The organism is Chryseobacterium mucoviscidosis, from assembly GCF_002177115.1.
Lineage (GTDB): Bacteria > Bacteroidota > Bacteroidia > Flavobacteriales > Weeksellaceae > Chryseobacterium > Chryseobacterium mucoviscidosis.
In genome coordinates, this window is record NZ_MVAG01000147.1 from 92,347 (window position 1) to 114,369 (window position 22,023).

The 22,023-nt window shown below is 38.8% G+C and carries 23 protein-coding genes; 9 read left to right on the top strand and 14 right to left on the bottom strand.

What is annotated here, in order from left to right; translation table 11 throughout:
• Position 1: 1 nt before the first annotated feature.
• Genes traM through B0E34_RS18345 form a run of 9 tightly spaced genes read right to left on the bottom strand, consistent with a single transcriptional unit; the run spans position 2 to position 7,537 of the window.
• The gene (gene traM / locus B0E34_RS18305) at positions 2-1,342 is read right to left on the bottom strand and encodes a conjugative transposon protein TraM (protein WP_068944882.1); all 1,341 of its coding nucleotides are present in this window, start codon (positions 1,340-1,342) and stop codon (positions 2-4) included.
• On the bottom strand, positions 1,329-1,616 hold the full coding sequence (locus B0E34_RS18310) for a nitrogen regulatory IIA protein (RefSeq protein ID WP_068944883.1): 288 nt from the start codon (positions 1,614-1,616) through the stop codon (positions 1,329-1,331). Before B0E34_RS18310 ends, traM begins: the two co-directional genes overlap by 14 nt.
• A gap of 17 nt (positions 1,617-1,633) precedes the next feature.
• Positions 1,634-2,068 (bottom strand): hypothetical protein, encoded by a 435-nt coding sequence (locus B0E34_RS18315; RefSeq protein ID WP_068945226.1) that lies wholly within the window; start codon positions 2,066-2,068, stop codon positions 1,634-1,636.
• A gap of 13 nt (positions 2,069-2,081) precedes the next feature.
• Positions 2,082-2,705 carry a conjugative transposon protein TraK gene (gene traK / locus B0E34_RS18320; protein WP_026357722.1) on the bottom strand — a complete coding sequence of 208 codons (624 nt, stop codon included), beginning with the start codon at positions 2,703-2,705 and terminating at the stop codon, positions 2,082-2,084.
• A gap of 24 nt (positions 2,706-2,729) precedes the next feature.
• A complete protein-coding gene (traJ, locus tag B0E34_RS18325; RefSeq protein ID WP_068944884.1) occupies positions 2,730-3,722 on the bottom strand; it encodes a conjugative transposon protein TraJ in 993 nt (330 codons plus the stop codon).
• 3 nt (positions 3,723-3,725) lie between these two features.
• Complete coding sequence (locus tag B0E34_RS18330; protein WP_087711837.1) at positions 3,726-4,358, bottom strand: DUF4141 domain-containing protein; 633 nt, start codon at positions 4,356-4,358, stop codon at positions 3,726-3,728.
• 28 nt (positions 4,359-4,386) lie between these two features.
• The gene (locus B0E34_RS18335; protein WP_068944886.1) at positions 4,387-6,891 is read right to left on the bottom strand and encodes a TraG family conjugative transposon ATPase; all 2,505 of its coding nucleotides are present in this window, start codon (positions 6,889-6,891) and stop codon (positions 4,387-4,389) included.
• Positions 6,888-7,220, bottom strand: a complete 333-nt coding sequence (locus B0E34_RS18340) for a DUF4133 domain-containing protein (RefSeq protein ID WP_068944887.1) — start codon at positions 7,218-7,220, stop codon at positions 6,888-6,890. The genes B0E34_RS18335 and B0E34_RS18340 overlap by 4 nt, the downstream gene beginning before the upstream one ends.
• 11 nt (positions 7,221-7,231) lie before the next feature.
• On the bottom strand, positions 7,232-7,537 hold the full coding sequence (locus B0E34_RS18345; protein ID WP_068944888.1) for a DUF4134 domain-containing protein: 306 nt from the start codon (positions 7,535-7,537) through the stop codon (positions 7,232-7,234).
• Positions 7,538-7,794: 257 nt separating this feature from the next.
• Between B0E34_RS18345 and B0E34_RS18350 the strand changes: the two genes are divergently transcribed.
• Genes B0E34_RS18350 through B0E34_RS18390 form a run of 9 tightly spaced genes read left to right on the top strand, consistent with a single transcriptional unit; the run spans position 7,795 to position 19,239 of the window.
• A complete protein-coding gene (locus B0E34_RS18350) occupies positions 7,795-8,346 on the top strand; it encodes a restriction endonuclease subunit S (protein WP_068944889.1) in 552 nt (183 codons plus the stop codon).
• Position 8,347: 1 nt separating this feature from the next.
• Positions 8,348-9,871: a type I restriction-modification system subunit M gene (locus tag B0E34_RS18355; RefSeq protein ID WP_068944890.1), complete on the top strand. Its 1,524-nt coding sequence runs from the start codon at positions 8,348-8,350 to the stop codon at positions 9,869-9,871.
• A 1-nt stretch (position 9,872) separates the two neighbouring features.
• On the top strand, positions 9,873-11,024 hold the full coding sequence (locus tag B0E34_RS18360) for an SAVED domain-containing protein (protein ID WP_078769862.1): 1,152 nt from the start codon (positions 9,873-9,875) through the stop codon (positions 11,022-11,024).
• Positions 11,025-11,029: 5 nt separating this feature from the next.
• Positions 11,030-12,577 (top strand): nucleotide-binding domain-containing protein, encoded by a 1,548-nt coding sequence (locus B0E34_RS18365; RefSeq protein ID WP_123956703.1) that lies wholly within the window; start codon positions 11,030-11,032, stop codon positions 12,575-12,577.
• A gap of 2 nt (positions 12,578-12,579) precedes the next feature.
• A complete protein-coding gene (locus B0E34_RS18370; protein ID WP_087711841.1) occupies positions 12,580-13,794 on the top strand; it encodes a restriction endonuclease subunit S in 1,215 nt (404 codons plus the stop codon).
• Complete coding sequence (locus B0E34_RS18375; protein ID WP_087711843.1) at positions 13,791-14,246, top strand: hypothetical protein; 456 nt, start codon at positions 13,791-13,793, stop codon at positions 14,244-14,246. Before B0E34_RS18370 ends, B0E34_RS18375 begins: the two co-directional genes overlap by 4 nt.
• The gene (locus B0E34_RS18380; RefSeq protein ID WP_087711845.1) at positions 14,246-15,310 is read left to right on the top strand and encodes a serine/threonine-protein kinase; all 1,065 of its coding nucleotides are present in this window, start codon (positions 14,246-14,248) and stop codon (positions 15,308-15,310) included. Before B0E34_RS18375 ends, B0E34_RS18380 begins: the two co-directional genes overlap by 1 nt.
• A 9-nt stretch (positions 15,311-15,319) precedes the next feature.
• The gene (locus tag B0E34_RS18385; RefSeq protein WP_087711846.1) at positions 15,320-18,535 is read left to right on the top strand and encodes a type I restriction endonuclease subunit R; all 3,216 of its coding nucleotides are present in this window, start codon (positions 15,320-15,322) and stop codon (positions 18,533-18,535) included.
• Positions 18,535-19,239, top strand: coding sequence for a M48 family metallopeptidase (locus B0E34_RS18390; RefSeq protein ID WP_068944899.1), 705 nt, complete (start codon positions 18,535-18,537; stop codon positions 19,237-19,239). The genes B0E34_RS18385 and B0E34_RS18390 overlap by 1 nt, the downstream gene beginning before the upstream one ends.
• A gap of 24 nt (positions 19,240-19,263) precedes the next feature.
• Here the strand turns inward: B0E34_RS18390 and B0E34_RS18395 are convergent, their stop codons facing one another.
• Genes B0E34_RS18395 through B0E34_RS18415 form a run of 5 tightly spaced genes read right to left on the bottom strand, consistent with a single transcriptional unit; the run spans position 19,264 to position 21,661 of the window.
• Complete coding sequence (locus tag B0E34_RS18395) at positions 19,264-19,899, bottom strand: conjugal transfer protein TraD (RefSeq protein ID WP_068944900.1); 636 nt, start codon at positions 19,897-19,899, stop codon at positions 19,264-19,266.
• Between the two features lie 3 nt (positions 19,900-19,902).
• The gene (locus tag B0E34_RS18400) at positions 19,903-20,175 is read right to left on the bottom strand and encodes a DUF3408 domain-containing protein (protein ID WP_082811294.1); all 273 of its coding nucleotides are present in this window, start codon (positions 20,173-20,175) and stop codon (positions 19,903-19,905) included.
• A gap of 11 nt (positions 20,176-20,186) precedes the next feature.
• A complete protein-coding gene (locus B0E34_RS18405) occupies positions 20,187-20,471 on the bottom strand; it encodes a DUF3408 domain-containing protein (RefSeq protein ID WP_068944902.1) in 285 nt (94 codons plus the stop codon).
• Positions 20,471-20,881: a DUF3408 domain-containing protein gene (locus B0E34_RS18410; protein WP_068944903.1), complete on the bottom strand. Its 411-nt coding sequence runs from the start codon at positions 20,879-20,881 to the stop codon at positions 20,471-20,473. Before B0E34_RS18410 ends, B0E34_RS18405 begins: the two co-directional genes overlap by 1 nt.
• A gap of 12 nt (positions 20,882-20,893) precedes the next feature.
• Positions 20,894-21,661, bottom strand: a complete 768-nt coding sequence (locus B0E34_RS18415; protein WP_068944904.1) for a ParA family protein — start codon at positions 21,659-21,661, stop codon at positions 20,894-20,896.
• Positions 21,662-22,023: the final 362 nt, after the last annotated feature.

Below are 22,023 nucleotides of genomic sequence, written 5' to 3' on the forward strand. Positions count from 1 at the left end.
ATTATTTTTTAGATACCAAGAAGACCTGATGTCCAGCTTTCAGTGTTACCTTTGGCGTTCTTACTTTTTTGGCGAAATAGCCCGAAATACCCTGTACTACGCCACGGCTAAGGTCTGCGGCAACTTGCTGTCCGGCATTTTGAGTAAGCATCAAGCTTGTCCCTGATTGTTGGCTCATATTGCCTGCCATTTCTGTAAGGGCATTCATTTCGGGCGAATACGGAACATACAATCCTTGCTGTCCGTCCAAATCGTAAATGGTAATATCCACAGGGATGATGTTGCCCTCCAGTTCTATCGAAGTAATCTTTAGCTGTAATCGCCCTCCCTGAAATTTGGCATTAGCTGTTACAATCGTTCCTTTGGGAATGGTTCGTTGTGGTGTTTGGGCTGGCTCCACTAAACGAAGACGTACACCTGTTTCGCCAACTATTGTTTGTGTTTCGTGTACGCTTGCTTTTATACTGTTTTTCGGTTGTACCACCTGCTCAATGGAACCTGCGGTATAAAAGCCACGATTTTTGGTATGGCTCCAATCGGCTAAAAATGCACTATCGCTAGGTTGGCGGTATAAGGCAGAAACAGTGTTTTTCCTCATAGACGTAAATGCTACAAAATGCTCTTTTTGATTAGTAGTAGCAGTTCCTGAAGCATTGCTGTTATTGACAGGTAGAGCTTCTGAAGTACTCGTACTACCTTGGGGAAGATACTTTGCTGCCATCTGATAGGATTTTTCCATCAGTGCAAGCTGGTCATCTATAGTTGCAGCTTTGGGTACATCTTTTTCAGCCAATTGCTCTTTCAGTTCGTCCAATTGCCTGCGGAGTTCTATTGTTTCCGAATTATCGTCCTGATAAAACGAACCCAATGTACTTTGTGCATTGCGGTAACTGTTTAAGGTAGAATTTCCATATCTGCCGGAATTTCTTTCAGAACCATAACGATAGCTTTCCTCTTCTTCAGGTATCTCTTCTTCCATACTCTGGGAACTGTCCGTATTCCAGTAATCCGAAAGCGTTGTCAGGGCATTTCGTTTTTCCTTATCCTTTTGTTCCAGCATTTCCTGTTCGTATGCCTTTTGCTTGTCCGACTGTAATCCTGCTTCGGTAGCCTGCGGTACGGCATCGTTCAGCCCAAGGCTTTCGATTTCGTTCTTATCTTTCGATGGTTTAAATATGAGATACATACAGCCTATGAAAACAATTCCCATCAAGCCGAATATGAGTGGCTTTTTTAGTTTATCGGCTTTGCTCTGTGTTCTGTCTTGCAGCACATTAGCGGTTTCTTTCGGATTACCCTCGGTTACCCGAACCACCGTCTTTTTATTTTCATTTTCTTTCATAAATCTTATTTTTAAAAATGGTTGATAATGTGTCCTGCAAGCTTGCAGGGCTTTCTCCTTTTCTGAGTACAGGGTTTTCGATATGCCTGATTTTCATATCTTTTTCAGACTTTCCCGTGTCGTACCAAACTTTGGCAATCACGCCTGCGGTAAGCATCAGATAACCCAAGAAAAAGTAAAGGGTATATTTGTGCTGTTTGCGTACAGGCAGTTCCCGCCAGCGATCATCCAATCGGTCAAAGTACCTGTCCATCTTTGCTCTTAATTTTTTCATATTGTAATGATTATCGGTTATCGCATTCGGAACCTTCTGTTTTGGTTAGACAACTGTTCTCTGGGTTTTTCGGAAACCTGTGCAATCGCCTCTTTTCTTGTCGGAACCGAATTTGTAGAGAGATCTGTTAATTTCGATTGCTTCAATAATTGCCCATACTGGTCTATTCTGTCAATATTCATTTTCTGCACATCGAAAAGACCGGCTTCATACCTTACCCACATATTGCATTCAACCTTTGGCTTATCATCGCCATTCCATTCCAGGTAGGTTTTCAGCATCAGAATGTTTGGCAACATCGGTTTGTCTGTTCCATTATTACAAGCCTCCAAAAATCTGCTGATACTATCTTTGATTTTGTCGGCATAGGCCGTCTCAGTTTGAAAATAACCGTCATACCCTTTATTCATGAGGGTTTGTGCGAGTGTGTCTAAGTCAAGTAACTGTTTCATAACTTTTCGGCTTTTAGCGTTCAATTACTTCAATGTCCCTGTTTTCCGTTACGGCAAACTTTTCGATATTAAAACCTTGTGGGTTATTATCGGAACGGACAGAGTTCACGAGATAGCAGGACGTGATCAGGTTTCGTCTGGTTACATTGCTCGAACGGATGATGAATTGTTTGGCATAGGTTCGCACGGCATACGGATAAGTATCGAAGTTGCAGACAACACTATCCACCTCGATACGCTGCTGTACGTTTCCTGAAATGATACGGTTGTAGTATCCTTTTTCCGAAAGGTCTTTGTAATAATCAAAGGCACTTTTGTCGGCAAGGTTAAACGCTCGTTTCATATTGCTTTCAATGGCATTCTTATCGGGAGCCAATGTGAAGAACAGTTCGTGAAAACGTCTTACATGTTCCCTCGCTTCAACAGGGCGGTTAATACTTGCATCCTGCGATAAGGCAAGCATTAGCGATTTTCCGTTATCCAGCACATAAACCTTTTGGCGTTGTTCTTCTGCAAAACGGTAGGACTGCCATACGGCATATCCTACCACACTAATGCAGAGAACGGCAAATACAATGGCATAAAGCCTGATCTGTCTGAAGCTGTTTTCAATATTTCTTAGTGTTTTAAATTCCATTTTTAGATGATTAATTATTTTACATTATTTCATTAGCTGACCACCGATATTACCTGCGGCAGAACCGGCTCCGGCACTTGCTACATTTCCGGCTTTCATTGCTGTCTGATTTACATTTCGTGTAAAGTTTCCTGCACCTCCGGCCTGGATAATCCAACCTGTTACGGTAGGTATCGTAAAGTATCCGATAATGCCGATGATCATAAATATGATGTACACGGTATTACTAGTATCAGGGATATAACTCGGATCGGCGAGCATCTCAATATCCCGCTCCAATATGAGTGATTGTATCCTTGCAAGCATGGAACTGAACAGATCTGAAACCGGTAGCCAGAGATATACACTGACGTACCTTGTGAGCCATTGCGTAAGTGTGGATTGAAAGCCATCCCATACAGAAATCGCAAAGGCGATTGGTCCAAGTATGGAAAGGACAATCAGGAAAAACGTTCGGATGGTATCTATGACTAATGCGGCTGCCTGAAAGAGTATTTCCAACAGATTGCGAAACCAATCTTTAAGGGCTTTTTCTACCTGATACGCCGTCCTGTCCATATACATTCCCGCCATTGTTCCAATGTCGGAAGGCGACCAGCCCAATTCATCCAGTTTTTTATCAAACTCTTCGTCCGATACCATAAAGGCTGTTTCCGGATTTCTGACCATTGCTTCATATTCCAACTGGTCTTTCTGCTGTTGTAATTGGTTCAGGTCAAGTACCTGGTCTTCGAGTATGGCGTGTGTTCCCGTGACTACAGGGCTTAGTACCGAATTGATGGTTCCCAAAACAATCGTTGGAAAAAACATAATACATAGTCCTAAAGCAAACGGTCGTAACAACGGAAACATATCTATAGGTTCGGCACGGCTCAGAGCCTGCCAAACCTTTAACGCCACATAGAATAATGCACCCAATCCCGCCAGTCCTTTTGCCACAGCTGCCATATCGCCTGCAAGCGGCATCATATCATCGTAGAGCGACCGCAGGACTTCGTGAAGATTATTCCATTCCATAGCTTACCAGTATTTTTGGTTGGAAGTTCCGTAGAGATCAAGCACTCTTTTGGCATCATTTTTCTTTTTCGCTCTCAAATAGCTTACGGAAATGTTCTTGTTGGTGTAATAGCGTACTAAACTATGGTACTCCTTTACTTCTTTGTACACACGGTCGATGATGTCCATACGCTCTTTATCGTTTAGCGATAGGCTTGATGAGGTAACAATCTGCTTTAGTTCTTTCAATAGTTCGGTACTTTCGCCCAGTAATGCAGAATAGCCATTGCCAATTGCCGTCAACTCCTGAGCTGTGAAATTGGGATCGTTCATCATCTTGCCGAAATTCTGTACATACATTTCGGATACATCACCTACTAGCAAAACCGTTTGCTGTACCTTACGGGCATCTTTTACCAAGTTGTTGATGGCTTTCAGCTTGTCGTAATACTCTTTGCCTTGCTTATAGACTTTTTCAACCTCCTTAAAATTCTTTACCACATTACTTACTGTGGAGGATGTTTGTACAATCTCATTGGCAGAGTTGAGAATACCGGATGCAAGATTTGCAGGATCGGTTACTACAAACTGTGCTTTTGCGGAAGGTGCAACGGCAAGCATAATTGCCGTACACACCAATAACATTACTTTTTTCATTGTTTCTAATTTTTTAAATGATTAATAATTATTGATTGACTTTATCACGCCTTTGCATAGCTATATGCTTGATGGCGAGTTCGACGTTTCCGTCCAGTTCGGATGCGAGCTGCATTACTTCCATTTTTTCGGTTTCCTCTGTGGTGTATGCGAGGTATTCCTCCAAACTCACTTCGGTGGCATAGACTGCCGAGTGTGTGCCACCTAAACCTATCCAAACCTCCTTATAAAGTCGGCTTGGGTCATTGTTCATGTTGATAGAAAGTACCTGTCCTTTTTCCTTATCTGTTAATCCCAACATCGCTTGTATATCATCAAACTTGTTCATATACTTTCTCTGGTCAAGCAGGATCTTACAGTCGGAATTATTGATAATACTTTCCTTGACAATGGGTGATTGAATGATGTCATCCACCTCTTGCGTTACGACAATAGCTTCTCCGAAAAACTTCCTTACCGTTTTAAATAAATACTTTATGTATTCCGCCATTCCCTCTTTCGCTATCGCCTTCCAGGCTTCTTCAATCAGGATAAGCTTTCGGATACCTTTCAGCCTTCGCATCTTGTTGATAAAAACCTCCATAATGATAATCGTGACGATGGGAAAAAGAATTTTGTGATCCTTGATGGCATCAATTTCAAACACAATAAACCTTTTGGAAAGCAGGTCTAATTGTTTGTCGGAGTTTAGCAGGTAATCATATTCACCACCTTTGTAATAGGGTTCGAGTACGTTCAGGAAATTGGCAATATCAAAGTCTTTTTCCCTTACCTGTTTTTCTTCGAGTACCTTGCGGTAATCTCCTTGGACATATTCATAGAAGCCGTTGAACGATGGAAAAATCCCTTCCGTTTTGATACGTTCGATGTATCCGCTCACGGCATTGGAAAGGGCAACCTCTTCCGAACGTGTTGGCGGCTCATCATCACGTTTCCAAAGTGTCAGTATCAAAGTCTTGACACTTTCACGTTTCTCGATGTCGAAAACGCCATCATCGGTATAGAAAGGATTAAAGGCAATCGGATTGTCTTCTGTGTAAGTGAAGTAAACACCGTCTTCACCTTTCGTTTTTCCTTTGATGAGTTCGCATAAACCCTGATACGAGTTACCTGTATCTACGAGCAGGACGTGAGCACCCTGCTCATAGTACTGTCGAACCATGTGGTTGGTAAAAAAAGATTTCCCGCTTCCTGACGGACCCAATATGAATTTGTTTCGATTTGTGATGATACCACGTTTCATCGGCAAATCGGATATATCCAAATGGATAGGCTTTCCCGTCAGACGGTCTGCCATTTTAATCCCGAATGGCGAAGGTGAATTGTGGTAGTTGGTTTCTTCAGTAAAGAAGCATAAGGCAGGTTCAATGAACGTATAAAAACTTTCCTCCGCTGGAAAGTCGCCTGCATTGCCAGGCATTCCTGCCCAGTACAATGTGGCTACGTCCATTGTGTTATGCCGTGGTTTACATTCCATCAATGCCAAGGCACTACCGCAATCGTTCTTTAACTGTTTTAGTTCCGCAGGATCTTCCGACCAGGCTATGATGTTGAAGTGTGCCCGAATGGAAGACAGTCCAAAAGAATGGGCTTCGTTCAGATACCTTTCTATCCATTCTTTGTTGATCTGGTTGGCACGGCTGTAGCGAGCCAACGAGTGCATATTCCTTGCAGACTTCTCAAACTTTTGCAGATTGGCTTCGCTGTTGTCCAAAAACAGGTATTGATTGTAAATGTGATTACAACTCAATAACAATCCCACAGGTGCAGCAAACGATAAACGACAGTCACTTCGGTCAGTAGATAGCTTTTCAAAACGGGTATCCGCTGATACCGTTCCCGGCAAATCGTCCGTATCGGACAAAGTGTGCAAAGACAATCTTTTGTTTCCGATACGTACTTCTTCAGACCCTAAACCGATATCCTGCATAGGAGTTCCGGCTTCCCTCGAAAGCGTAAGGTATTGTTCCAGCAATCCTTGCTTTTCATCCGTACCGATGATGTCATCTTCGCTCAAACGTTGCAGAGTAATGAACCCGCTATCATTCACGATACGCTCAAACTGTGCCACCGCTTCCATAAAGCGGTGTATAGCTTCTTTATCCCTGATTTCCTTTGGTATCAAAGTGCCTTTGCAAAGCGAACTGAAATTGCTTTGCATACGCATACGCTCTTTGGTGGTCTTGGTAAGGAACAAATAGCAATAATGGTTTAGGAATGGTCGCTCGTTAAAATGGCGTTGGTAGGATTTTGCCAAAAAACTTTGATTATCCGATGCCAAATCAGGTGCATAGTTTTCTTTGATATACCAATCCTGTTTGTGAATGACCGTAAAGTCCGGTAAGGTTTTAATCGCCTTGTGCCAGGCAGAATGTATGGCTTCATATTCCGCAGAGGCTACCGTAAAAAGTTCGGGCAAACGCACTTCAAAACAGGCAGTGATATCTGCATCTTTGGAAAGGATACAGTTATTTTCTACTGCCAGAAGTGGAAACTTGCTTTCCAGTGTGGTGGCTTTTGATACATTTCTCATACGGCTTTCGGTTTAGAAGTGAATTTTAAATAGCGGTGTACAGGCTTGCGGCAGATGATATACCGGGGATGCCTTTTGTTGGCTGCTATTTTCATTAATCCGTGTTCACCATATTTGCTATTCAGTGAAAAGGTCTGCCATACAATCAATGAAGCACCTCCGACACCGAGGAAAAGGCAGACGTAAGAATTTACGCCAGCCATATACAGTATCATCACGAAAATGAGCATACCAAGCAGACCGCCTGCGAAGATGAACAGGTACTGTGCTTTCAAGCCTTTAAATTCCACCGTTCTTCCGATGCCTTTGTTGATATTGTAATTGTTCATAAGGCAAAGGATTAAAGGAAGAATGAACGCAGGATGGTAGCCGCTACGATTAAGAAGATACAAGCACCGAACCACGAAGCTGCCGTTTTCGATGTGTCAGGGTCACCGGAACTGAATTTGTTGTAAACTTTAACCCCTCCGATTAGCCCGACAACGGCACCGATGGCGTAGATTAATTGGGTTGCAGGGTCGAAGTAAGAGGTTACCATTTGAGTAGCCTCGTTGATACCTGCCGAACCGTTTCCTTGTGCAAACACGCCAACTGCTGATAACATAGCCACGGCTGCCAGCAGAACTTTTTTTCTTTGTTTTTTCATAATTGAAACACATTAATTTGTTATCGTTATCCCGCACTTTGCGAGCTTCGGAACAAAGGTGTTTCAGAAACAGAGGCAGTATAACAAAGTGGCAGTCAAAGGAAGTGTTTGGCTGTGAGTGGCTTTATTTTGTCTAAATCCTAGTGGATAACCTATGATAATTTTTAAATTTTGAAAAACTCTACAATAAAATTTATTTGTTTATTGAAATTATTACGCATACATTTGTGTAAATTTGAAAGAGTGTACAATTGAAAATGCAGTTAAAAAATATATCCACGATACAGTTTGGTTATTACGAAAAGCCAAAAGATGAAGGAAACACCCGTTATTTACAGGTTAAGCACTTCAATGATTTTGGGTTGCTTAGTGGTAACATAGAAGAGTGGATCGACATTACAGAAAAGTCAAAAAATCATCTTTTAGAAGATGGAGATATTGTGTTTGTAGGAAAGGGAATGCGGAATTTTGCTTGGAAATATAAAGCGGATATGGGTAATATGATTGCTTCCTCCGTATTCTTTGTTATAAAACCAGAGTCTGAATTGGTTGATGCTGACTATTTAACAACAATCTTTAATTCATATAAATACCAATCTTTTTTTTCATCTCTTGGAGCAGGAAGTTCAATCCCCTCGATACGAAAGACTGAATTGGAGGCGGTAGAAGTGCCGTTACCGCCTATAGAAATTCAGAGAAAAATTGCAAAATTAAACGAATTGCATTATGAGGAAATTGAGCTTGCAGGCAAATTGATAGAACAAAAAAACAAATTATTTCAAGCAGTTATAAACGATATTTTAAAATAAAATGGAAAAAAAACTCAGTCAGAAAGAGATTAATAATATAGTATGGAAAGCCTGTGATTCCTTCAGAGGAGTATTAAGCAGTGGACAGTATAAAGACTATGTCTTAACAATGCTTTTTGTGAAATACGTGTCGGACGTTTGGAAAGATAAAGAAGCTTTTTATTCAGTAAAGTACAAAGGTGATAAAATACGTGTAGAAAGAGCATTGGCTAACGAACGTTTTAAACTCCCAGAGAATGCTACGTTCGATTACCTGTTTGAAAATCGTAACGATGCCCAGTTAGGAGATTTGATTGACCGGGTTTTGGATCAGATTGAAGATGCTAATCGTTTAAAGCTTGCAGGTGTTTTTAGAAACATAACGTTTAATTCAGAGCCTAACCTTGGACAGACCAAGGACAGAAATAGGAGGTTGAAAAATTTATTGGTCGATTTTTCTGAAATGGATTTGCAGCCTTCTCACTTAGAAGGGAATGATGTAATTGGAGACGCTTATGAATATCTTATCGCAAGATTTGCTGGTGACGAGATCAAGAAGTCAGGTGAATTCTATACCCCTAGCGAAGTCTCTGTATTACTTGCGAAACTTTTACAGCCACAACCAGGAAACAGAATTAACGATCCTGCCTGCGGTTCAGGTTCTTTGTTAATCAAGTTGGCTAAAGAAGTTGGTTCATCTAATTTTTCTCTTTATGGACAAGAAGTAAACGGTAGTACCTGGGCATTAGCCAGAATGAATATGTTTCTTCACGAAATAGATAATGCTACTATTGAATGGGGTGATACACTTAACAATCCACGTCTTTTGGAAGGAGATGAGCTAATGAAATTTGACATTGTTGCTGCCAACCCACCCTTTTCTTTAGATAAATGGGGAGCTGAGAATGCGGTTGCTGACCAATATAGCCGCTTTCATCGCGGGATACCACCAAAGAGTAAAGGAGATTATGCTTTTATCAGCCACATGATCGAAACTACTTACGCAGATACAGGCCGTGTAGGTGTCATTATGCCCCATGGAGTATTGTTTAGAGGAAGCAGTGAAGCTAAGATTCGTCAGCAATTAATCGAAGAAAATTTATTGGAAGCTGTAATAGGTCTTCCTGCTAACCTATTTTACGGAACCAGTATTCCTGCGACCATGCTAATATTTGATAAAGCCAAAGGTGCTAATACAGATGTGCTATTTATTGATGCAAGTAAAGGTTTCGAGACTGGAAAAAACCAGAATAGACTGCGTGAAGAAGATATTGCGCACATTGTAACAACGTATAAAGCATTTAAGGCTGAAGCCCCTCTGAAAGATGAAGGAGTTGTAATTGAAGATAAATACGCTTACAGAGCGACCTTTAACGAAATCAAAGAGAATGACTTTAATCTGAACATTCCTCGTTATGTGGATACGTTTGAAGAAGAAGAGGAAGTTGATATTAAGGCTGTGCAAGACGAAATCAACCTGTTAAAGAATCAGATTGCTGATGTGGAGAGTGATATGGAAAAATATTTAAAAGAGTTGGGTTATTAATATGGCAAAAAAGGAAACAGGAAATAGTGGAAGGCCACCAATACCGGAAAAAGTTAAGATTCAGTTATGGACATCTGCCGCCGGAAGATGTCAGTTTGATAATTGCAACAAGCCACTGTGGAGAAATGAATTAACGATGGGCAGAATGAATGCATCATACATAGCTCATATATATGCTTTTTCAGAGAATGGGCCACGTTATGATGCGGATTTATCTCCCAAACTAGAAAAGGACTTCAGTAACTTAATGTTGGTTTGCGATGTTTGCCACAGAACATTCGATGATAAAGAATTAGAAAGCGAGTATCCGGCTTCTAGGTTGCAAAAAATGAAGAAAGATCATGAAGACAGGATTGAACTTTTGACAGCTATACAGCCAGACAAAAAAAGCCACATTATATTATATGGAGCAAGAATAGGTGAACATACATCTCCTCTCCATTTTAAAGGGGCTGTTTTAGCTCTGTTGCCAGATTACTACCCCGTAAAATCTAATGCGATTGAATTGAGCTTGAAAAACAGCTCTTTTAATGATGCCGATGACACTTACTGGATTGTAGAAGCAGAAAATCTCAAAAACCTGTTTAGAGAACATGTTGCATTTACCAAAGCGAATGATAGTGTTCAACATTATTCTGTATTTGCACTTGCTCCGCAACCGTTATTGATAATGTTAGGAACATTGCTTAATGATATCTATCCTGCGAATATTTATCAATTACATAGAGAACCAGCGACTTGGAATTGGCTGGAAGAGACAGAGCAGATTAATTATCTTGTGACTGAACCAGCTATTAAGTCCAAAAAAGTAGCTCTTAAAATAGCGTTGAGCGCATCTGTTTCAGATGACAGAATAACGTCTGTGCTAGGCGACGATGCCGCAATATGGATGATAACGATTCCTTCTCCTCATAATGATTTTCTGAGAAGTAGAACTCAGTCACAAGAATTGAGAAGATGCTTCAGGCAAATATTCGACAATATAAAGAGTAAACATGGTGAAGATGCAGAGCTTCATATTTTTCCAGCGATGCCGGTTGCAGCAGCCGTTGAATTCGGTAGGGTTTGGATGCCCAAAGCTGATTTAGCTTTCACCATTTATGAACAAAACAGAGCAAAAGGAGGATTTTTTAAAACATTGAAAATAGAGTAATGCCTATGTTTAATACTACTACACCCAGCATAAGTTACCTTCTCGAAAACGTAGGCATAGCCTTAGATATAACAGAAGCACAGTATAAAGAAGTTGTCAACAGGTACACAGCTGTTTCCAACCATTTATCACAAGAAGGATCTGCATTAAGCAGATATATGCCTGATATAAAACCGCAAGGATCATTTCTTTTGGGCACAATGATACGTCCTTTAATTGAGGATGATGAACTTGACGTAGATGTGGTTTGTCGTCTAAAGGGAAAGAACTCTTGGTGGACACAATACGATTTGAAGTATGCGGTAAAAGATCAGCTAATAACTAATGCTGATTATGAAAGAATGCTTGATGAAGAAGGGAATAGATGCTGGACGCTTGTTTACCATGAAGTGGCAAAATTCCATATGGATATATTGCCTGCAGTCGTAAATGTTGGTGTGGTTAATCTCATGGAAAAATCATTTAATAGTCTGCGACCTGACCAAATCGAGGAGCTGGCTATACGAATTACCGATAAACGATGGAAGAATTACAAGACTGAAACAAATTCATCCAATTGGATGAAAAGCAATCCCTTTGGGTATGCCGCATGGTTTAAAGAAAGAGCTAACACATCATTTTATAAATCAGTCGTTCTAAATGAAGCAGTAGAGCCTCTCCCTGAATACCAAACAGATAAAGAGACTCTTGTTAGAGTAGTTCAGATTTTGAAACGACATAGAGATATAATGTTTGGTTCAAACGAAACCAGACCCATATCTTGCATAATCACGACATTGGCTGCTTATGCTTATAACAAAGAGACTGACTTAATTCAAGCTCTAACCAACGTTTTAGAAAATTTTCTCAATACACAATATATCTACAAGAAATATAGTGCTGAGCACGGAAAGGAAATATGGTGGATTTCGAATCCAGTAAATCCTAAAGAGAATTTTGCAGACAGATGGCTCGAAGATCCAGAAAGAGAAAAGTCATTTTTCAATTGGTATGAAAAAGCGAAAGCAGATTTTGCTCAAATCCGTACCATGGATTTAACAACAGCGTATAGGTATCTGAAAGAACTACTAGGTACAAGAGCGGTAAACGAAGCAATTAGAAAAGTTGGTTATAGTAATTTAATAAATGAAAGCTACCAGCCTGTAAATTACTCACCTGCATTGTTAAGTGTAAGTCATCGCCAACGCCCGAGCTGGTTGCAACAATTGCAATTTAACGTTGAGGTACATGGGCATTATAAAAACCATTATGGTAAGCATGTTACTATCACAAATCGCTCACAGATTCCGAAAAACTGCAACATCTATTTTGTTGCTTCAACAAATGTTCCGAAGCCTTTTGATGTGTACTGGCAGGTTGTAAATACTGGTGATGAAGCAGCTAGAGCGGGTAGTTTGCGGGGAGGAATTTTCCACTCACAAACAGCCGGTAAGGGCGGCTTAAACCAAAAGGAATACTCTTCCTACAGTGGATTGCATTGGGTTGAGTGTTTTATTGTTAAGAATGGTGTCTGCGTAGCCCGTAGTGCTGAATTTTTTGTAAATATTGATTAGAAATGACAGAGATAACTATACCTAAAGGATGGAGCCAAATTCGCTTAGGAGATCACGGGATTATTAAAACAAGTAGTGTTGATAAAGTTATTGAGGATGGTGAAGATACGGTTTCATTAATAAATTATATGGATGTTTATAAAAACCATTTTATTGATTCAAATACTAAACTCTCAATTACGTCAGCTTCGCACAGAGAAAAGTTAAGTTTTGATATCATAAAAGGAGATATATTATTTACACCTTCATCTGAAACTCCTGAAGATATTGGACATTCTGCAACTGTCTTAGAGGATTTACCAAATACTCTTTATAGCTACCATTTAGTAAGATATCGACTTTTTGACCAGAGTTTAATAGACCATAAGTTTAGAGGATATGTATTTAATTCTCCTGATGTTTTACGACGATTGACAAAATTAGCAACAGGGTCGACAAGATATACGATTTCAAAAAACTCGATAGAGAATGTTGTTGCATTATTACCGCCATTAAGAGAGCAAAAGGAAATCAGTGAAGTACTAATTAAATGGGATCAAGCACTTCAATTAAATTTAAAGCTACTAGAGAGTTTAAGCGAACATAGAAAACATATAGGACAGCTATTTATCTATCACCTAGGGAGTAGTTCAGGTGTTAAATATTTTCCGATAAATTCACTCGTAGATAAAATTAAGAGAGGATTTACCCCTGAAAATGAAGCTATTTACCAAGAAATCGGCATAAGGTCTCACGCTAAGGGGATATTTCATAAGGAACCTGTAACAGGAAAGAGTTTGGGTAATAAATCTGTGTTTTGGATAGAGCCCGATTGCTTCGTAGTCAACATTGTTTTTGCATGGGAGCAAGCTGTCGCTAAAACTACAGAAGCAGAAGTCGGAATGATTGCTTCTCATCGCTTCCCCATGTATAAACCTAAAGAAGGCGTTTTAGATTTGGATTACCTGTTGTACTTCTTCAAGTCTGCAAAAGGGAAGAATTTGTTGGAACTGGCTTCTCCTGGTGGTGCAGGGCGAAACAAGACTTTGGGGCAGTCTGAGTTTTTAAAGCTTAAGATTCCAGTTCCTCCGATCGAAGAGCAAAAGAAAATAGTCCGACTACTAAATGCAGCTGATAAAGAAATCGAACTTCAAAAACAGAAAATAGAAGCTATCAAACTTCAAAAGAAGGGTTTGATGCAGCAGTTGTTAACCGGAAAAAAGAGAATAAAATTATGAAAATACTTGGGATTAGAAATGCTCCTTCTAAAATTAGGTTCTGTATAATAGATGGGGATAAGACTACATTTACTTTTAGTAATCATGATAATGAAAACAAAATTGATATGCCTAAATCGCTTAAAACAGAGGCTGAAACGTATCAATGGGTGAAAAGTGAATATAAAAGAATTTTTGACAAATATGGTCCCTTCGACCATATGGCTATTAAGCAAAATGAGAACGTACCTACAAGATACAGTAGTGTGAAGCCTGTGATGTTTCTGGATTGTTTGGCAACTATGATAGCAATTGAAAATAACACCTCTTTTTCTTCACATGCCTATAATTCATTAGGTACAAAAAGTAAAGAGGTCGTTTCCTTTATTGAATCAAAGGTTACTAAATCCAAAACCAACTGGGATGTACAAATGGCAGATGCCATTGCAGCCGCAATAAAAAATTTACTATAATGAGTTTTAACGTTGGAGATAATATTTACAAATTTACTCTTATCAAAAAGTTGGGCGGTAACTTTGGTGAAGTTTGGCATGCTAATGATAATTCTATCAATAAGGAAGTTGCCTTAAAAATTCTGGAACCATCATTTGAACCTATCGCTAAATTATTAGATGAGGCAAGAATTGGTAATAAGTTTAATCACAAAAACCTTTTGCCCATTCATTATGCTGATGTAGCTACTGTTGGAGGCACGATATATACACTTATTTCACAAGAGTATTATAAAAATGGAGCGATTACGAATCAATTGAATGCTCATAATTTTTTGCCTTTACCACAGGCATTAAAAGTGTTACAAGATATTTTATTCGGATTAGAATACTTACACAACAGTGGTTTTTATCATAATGACATTAAGCCCGGTAATATTTTAGTCGATGACCAGCACAATGCTATATTAGCGGATTATGGTATTGCAGGTTTTTCTCCAAGTATAACTCCTATTACACCTAAAAACTCATATAAAGTTCACCGTGCACCAGAGACTGCCGGAGGAACCCCGATGATTAGTATTCATTCTGATATATATCAGGTTGGTTGTACGGCTTATCGCTTGTTGAATGGTATAACTCATTTAAAAAATGAATTTCATGCGTTAGGCCCAACAGCTTATGAAAGTGAAAAAGCTAAAGGCAAAATTCCTAATATCGGAAATTATCAACCATTTGTACCTTCAAGATTAAAAACTATAATTAATAAATCATTAAATATAGATCCCGGACAACGGTATTCTTCAGCGCTTGAAATGAGAAGAAAGTTAGAGAAACTTCACTTTCCAGGTTATTGGACGACAGATGCTGCATCAGAATTAGTTGGAATAGGGAAAAAATATTTATACCAATTTGAAATAGAAGCTAAAGCAGGTGATGTTTTTAATCTACATGCAACAAAAAAGAATAACATTTCAGGAAATATTACAAAAGTAAGTGACTTTACTAAGAAGAACTTAAATAGAAAGGAAATGGAGAAATTACGTAACGGATTTATCTCCTGGGTAGTTGAAAATGCTAATTAAGAAATAATTATGGACACACCTTCATTTAAAGAAGATCATATCTCCCAGATTCCAGCATTGAAACTGCTGATGAATATGGGCTGGAAATACCTGTCTCCTGATGAAGCTTTGGTAGCTCGTGGAGGTAGAAGTTCAAATGTTTTGCTGGAAGGTATTTTGAAAGTGCAATTAGGAAAAATAAACAAGATTGAATACAAGCAAAAGGAATTCGCTTTTTCTGAATCCAACATCAACAACGCGATACTCGCTATACGTGATTTGCCTGTCCAAGACGGTTTCCTGGCAGCTAATAAAGCCTATTATGAACTCATTACTTTAGGTAAGAGTTTTGACCAGACTGTTTTAGGAGATAAGAAGAGTTTCTCTTTTAAGTACATCGACTGGAATAATCTGGAGAATAATGTGTATCATATTTCAGAAGAATACAGCGTACTGCGCTCAGATCGTACAGACCATTATCGCCCGGACATTGTTTTGTTTATCAATGGTATTCCAATGGTGATAATAGAATGCAAATCCCCTAAAATTAAAGATCCTGTAGAAAAGGCCATTGAACAGCATTTGAGAAACCAGCAGGAGAATGGTATTCGTAGTTTATACTTATATTCAAATCTTACCATTGCTCTTGCATGTAATGAGGCAAAGTATGGCACTACCGCAACCAGTAAAGAGTTTTGGGGTGTTTGGAAAGAGATTTTTCGGACTAAAGAGGAAGAACGTTTGTGGGAAAATGAAATTGGGAAAATAAAACATAGTCCTCTTCCTAAGGGTGATCGTACTTTGCTGTTTAAAGAGCGATTTAAAAATGTATGGCATTATTTTGAAAATTTAGAGCAAGCTGAGCAGGTTGTAACTATTCAGGATAAATTACTCTTTAGCTTCTGCCATCCTCAAAGGTTATTGGAAATCATTTATAATTTCATATTATATGATGATGGGATAAAGAAAGTAGCCCGTTATCAACAGTATTTTGCTATTAAAAATACCTTGTCAAAAATCCTAAAAACAGATGTCAAAGGCAGACACGAAGGCGGTGTAATCTGGCACACACAAGGAAGTGGAAAATCTTTAACGATGGTGATGCTTGCCCAGTTAATTGCTTCGCATCCTCAAATAAAAAATCCAAAGATACTTTTAGTAACCGACCGAATTGATCTTGATGACCAAATTACGGAAACGTTTAGGAAATGTCATGTCCCGGTAGAAAATGCACAGACCGGAAAACATCTGGTGGAGCTTGTACGAAGCCCGGATGATGCTGTTATAACCACACTCATTCACAAATTTGAAGCTGCGATAAATCAAGCTAAAGATGGATTCGAGTCTCCCGAAATCTATATTTTAATAGACGAAGGTCATCGCTCCCAGTACGGCTCCTTCAATGTGAAAATGCAAAAAGTGTTTCCGAATGCCTGTTTTATCGCATTTACAGGTACACCTTTGATGAGGAAAGAGAAAAGCACTGCAAATAAATTTGGTGGCATTATTGATGTATATTCCATTACAGATGCTGTTGAAGACGGTGCAGTCATTCCATTGCTATATGAAGGACGGCATAATTTGATTGAGGTTAACGAAAAGCCGCTTGACAACTATTTCGACAAAGTGTCCGAGCCACTAACTCCGTATGGAAAAGCAGCTTTGAAAAGAAAATATAGTTCTAAAAATATTCTTAACAAAGCTGACCAGATCATATATGCAAGAGCTTGGGATATTACTGAACATTTTGTCGATAATTTTCAGGGTACGGGTTTCAAAGGGCAATTGGTTACTCCTAATAAAGCGACAGCTATTAAGTACAAAGAGTATTTAGATGAAATAGGAAAAGTAACTTCAGAAGTAATTATGTCAGCTCCCGACACCCGGGAAGGCGAAGAAGATGCTTTTGATGTATCTGATGACAAGGTGAAAAAATTCTGGAATGCCCGTATGGATAAGTACGGGACACAGGATAAGTATGAAAAATCAGTAATCGGTGCATTTAAAAGGCAAGACATCCCGGAACTTATTATAGTAGTGGATAAACTATTAACTGGATTTGATGCCCCTAGAAATATCGTCCTCTACTTAACCCGACAATTGAAAGAGCACACGTTGTTACAAGCTATTGCCCGAGTAAATCGTGTTTATCCTGGAAAGGATTATGGATATATCATCGATTACTTTGGCAATCTTGAAAATCTCGATAATGCAATACAGACATATTCGGGAGATAACATGTTCGATGAGGGAGATTTAGTTGGAAGCTGGACCAATATAGGAGAAGAAATTAAAAAATTACCTCAAGCTCATTCAGAAGTCTGGGACATTTTTAAAACGATTAAAAACAAATATGATGAACCAGCTTATGAGGAATTATTGAGTGATGAGGCAATACGGCATCAATTTTATGAGAAAGTTTCTGTCTTTGCCCGTTTGCTAAAATTAGCATTATCAAGTATTGACTTCTCTAATTCTACACCAGAAAAGCAAATTGACAAGTATAAATCAGATCTAAAATTCTTCCTAGCCTTAAGAATATCTGTAAAAAGAAGGTTTTCTGACGATATTGACTATAAAGAATACGAACCGCAGGTACAGAAACTCATTGACAAGCATATTACTACTGAAGGAGAAGTGCTTCGCATTACAGAATTGGTTGATATTTTTGACAAGGAACAACGGGAAGCAGAAGTTGAAAAACTTACTAGCAAGGCAGCAAAGGCTGACCATATTGCCAGCAGAACGATAAGGGCTATAAATATTAAAATGAGTGAAGATCCTGTTTTCTATAAAAAGCTTTCTAAGCTCATTCGGGAAGCAATTGAAGAATATCATCAGCAGCGAATTGATGAAGCAGAATTTTTAAGAAAGGCAAACGAGTATGAGGCTTCTTTTCTTCATGGGCAGAAAGACAACATTCCTGACTCTCTCAGAGGTAATGATATTGGCATCGCTATCTACAATATAGCAACAGATACTTTTAAGGATACGCTAAGTGGAAAACAGAATGTGGCAACAGAATTATCTTTAGGAATTGAAGATGTTATCCGTTCTATTGTTATACAAAATGATCAATTGGTAGTTGACTGGCAAGGTAAACCTGATATTGAGGGCAAGATACGTATCGATATTGATGATTATATTTTTGATTTAAAAAGTAAATACGATATCGAGTTTTCATTTGACGATATTGATAAGGTTGTTGAGGATGTCCTAAATGTAGCGAAGATTAAATTTGTATGATGACTGAAACACTTCAATCAATAGCATTTGGTTCTACGGTTATTAAATATAGTCTTATCTATCAGGAGCGAAAATCTCTTGGTATTAAAGTTTACCCTGATTGTACTGTAAAAGTCGCTGCACCGTTTGATACAATGAAAATAGAGATACAAAATTACTTAAAGAAAAAAGCCCCATGGATAATCAAACAACAACGTGAGTTTTTATCGTATCAGCCATTAACACCTCAACGTTTATATGTTAATGGAGAAACTCATCTTTATCTAGGAAGACAATATAAACTTCGAATCGAAACAAAAAGTATAAATGATGTAAAACTCTATCGGGGTCATTTAATAATCTATTGTGGTAAAAAAGGAGATGCCAGAGAACTATTAGATAAGTGGTATAGAGAAAGAGCCATAGTACATTTCAAGGAAATGCTGGATAAAACGTTTCCTTTATTCAGCAAATTTAAAATTTCAAAACCAGATTTTCAGATCAGACAAATGGAAAAACGCTGGGGAAGTTGCACCCCGGATGGCAAAGTTATATTAAACCCTGAATTGATCAAAGCTCCTAAAGGAAGTATTGAGTACGTTATTTTACATGAACTTTGTCACTTGATACATCATAACCATAACAAGCACTTCTATGATCTTCAGGAAAGCCTAATGCCAGACTGGAAAAAATGGAAAGAAAGATTGGAACATAGCTTATCATAATGCAATTAACAAAAGGGAGCTTGCTCACACAAACTCCCCAATGTCAAAATCACTTAAATCATTTCTCCGCAAAGTGGAAGAACCGGCTTCCGTTTCAGATGAGAGTTTGCTGTCCAAAAGCTCGGCAATTTTTCGGGAAGCACCCTCAATGGAATTTTCCAGCAGGCTGAATAATTCGGTTCCCTGTAATTTTTGAACTATGGCTACCGCTGTTTCCTTTTGGGCTGTTTCCAATTTTTCTTTTTGGAGCAACACCCCCACGGAGCTTAGTTCTTCGAAGGTAACCGCTTGGGCAAAACCGTCATCGCCACCGGATGTTCCGTACCTGTTCCATTCTTCTTCTTCCTCTTCAAAATCAGGCATATTACTAAAAACTTCGTCCAGCTCTTCCTGCGGAATTTGAATACCTACGTCTTCATTTTCGTCGTATTCTATGTCTAAATTAGTAGGGTTTATCTCCGGTTCCTGAATTTGGCTTTCATTGGCAGTGTTTGGCGGCGAAAGTCGTGTTACAGGTTTAGGCTGCCCCATAATATCGGGCAGGCTCGGATTGACTTTTTTCTGTTTTGGCTTTTGCTCCGACCGCTTTTTAATGATAATCTTGTCCTGCAAAAGCAGAGCAATAACGATGAGCAGGCATATTACAATTACTGTTTCCATAGCCTAAAAATTTAGCCTGTCAGAATTGTTATATACTTCTCGCATTTCAGCCCCGAAATCATCAAAATGATGTTGTAGCAGATTGTGTAAGTAATCTGATAGTGTCAGCTTACCGCCACCGACCACAAATACAAGTTGGGTAAGTTTGTGATGAAACTCTTTGTTTATATACACTGTTTTTCCATTCCGAGCCAAAAAATTTGTTGGCATAAGAAACGTCGTTTTGTATTCAGCCGTAAGAGAGGCTTTTTTCGATTTTTGTTTTGCATTTTTCATAATCAGATATTTTAAAATAGGGGTTTAAACTTTTCTTTGTAATCATCTGTAATTGCTTTTTCAAACAATTCAAAATGATGTTCCAAAATATTGTCGAGGTAGGCATACAAAGGTATTTTATCATTCCCGATAACCTGGGCAATACGGGATAGCCGTTCGTGGTATTCCTTTCGTATATAAATGCTTTTATCTCCTCTTTTCTGCATTTTAGTTGCTTGCAGAAATTCCTGTCCATAGGTTGTTGTCGAGTTATTCCCGGTTACAACCTTTTTCCTTTTTTTATTGGCTTTCTTCATTATATAATAGGTTTAAAACGTTCGTTGAAATAATCTGTAATATCATCGCCAAATTCCCTGAAGTGGTGTTCAAGGATATTGTCAATGTAGGAATAGAGCGTTGTTTTTTCCTCTCTTGTCAATTGCACGATGCGAAGCAACCTTTCGTGGTATTCCGGACGTATGTAAACGACCTTGCCGCTACGACCGGACGGAAACCGATTGACCAAAAATGTTTCCTCGTAGTCTGCTTTTTTTGATGAGCTGCTTCGGGTTTTTTCTTTGGGCTTCGCCTTGATTTCTTTTATTTCATCCACCTGCTGATTATTTTGAGGCGGAACAACAGGCTCATCGCCACTGATGATATTCATCAAATAATCCTCATCAACATCAGGCTTTTTGAAATTGTTGTTTCTGTTATCTGTACTCATAGTTTATCGCTTTTATAGATGAGTGATTTTTAAAAATTCCTCTACAAACAAATCCATTTTCGTTGCTTTTAACAATTGTGTTTCTGCTGGCAGTAAACTTGACCTGAACACATAAGTTTCGGTATCGTCTGTTTCCTTTCGGAAACGCTTACTATCCATTATCCTTGTTTCCATTATGGGCAGGTTGAGTTGACGGATGACACTTTGATAAGCCTCATACAAGCCAGTTTTTTCTCTGCCGTCCACTTGGTTCCAGAACAGCCACAACTCTTGCTCATTATTACCCTCAATGGTTTTCGGGAGTTCAAGAAAGGCTTTGGTAAAGCCCAATGTACTTTCCACCACTAAGCGGTCGGCGGTTATGGGCGAAAAGATAAAGTCCATCATTTTTAAGGTGGTCAATACACCTTTGGTATTAGCGGTTCCCGGCAGGTCAAAGAAAATGACATCGGGAGCAATAGCCGATTGGGTTTCATATTCGGATGCTTTTTCCAAAGCATATTCAGCTTTGCTTTTGATAATCGGATACGCCTTTTTGTTAATGGTTTGAAACTGCTTCATTGCCGCCCTTTTATGATACTCATTTTGCATTAAGGTCTTCTTATCCCGTTCACGCATATTGGTCAGGCTGTGTTGCGGAAAGTCGCAATCCAATACCAGTACATTAAAACCTAACCGGTAGTGTAGCACACTTGCCAGCAAGGTGGTCATTGTTGATTTTCCTACGCCACCTTTTTGGGTGGAGAAGCTGATTTTTAAAGTTTTTTGCTTTGTTTCCATTATTTAAAAATTTATTGTTACACTCTTTACTTGTTTTGGAGGTTTGAATATTCGTGTATTTGAATATTCCCTCATTACCAAATTCCTGCATTACTTTTTTGGTATTTTCCTGTACTGTTTTTTTCTTTCCTTACAGCCTTGTCAGGTATATTCTTTGGCAAGTGGTAAGGCTTACAAAAGGCAAAATGCTTTACCGCTTTTATGCTTTTACACTTTTATACTTTTAAAACCTTATGCTTTTATTCCAAACTACCTGTATGCAAACCTGACTTTCTTCCTTGTTTAAATACATTTTTTGCTACCTGCCCTAAAACTATAAGGCAAATAAAGCGAATGATTGACCTGTTGATTGATGTGTGGCA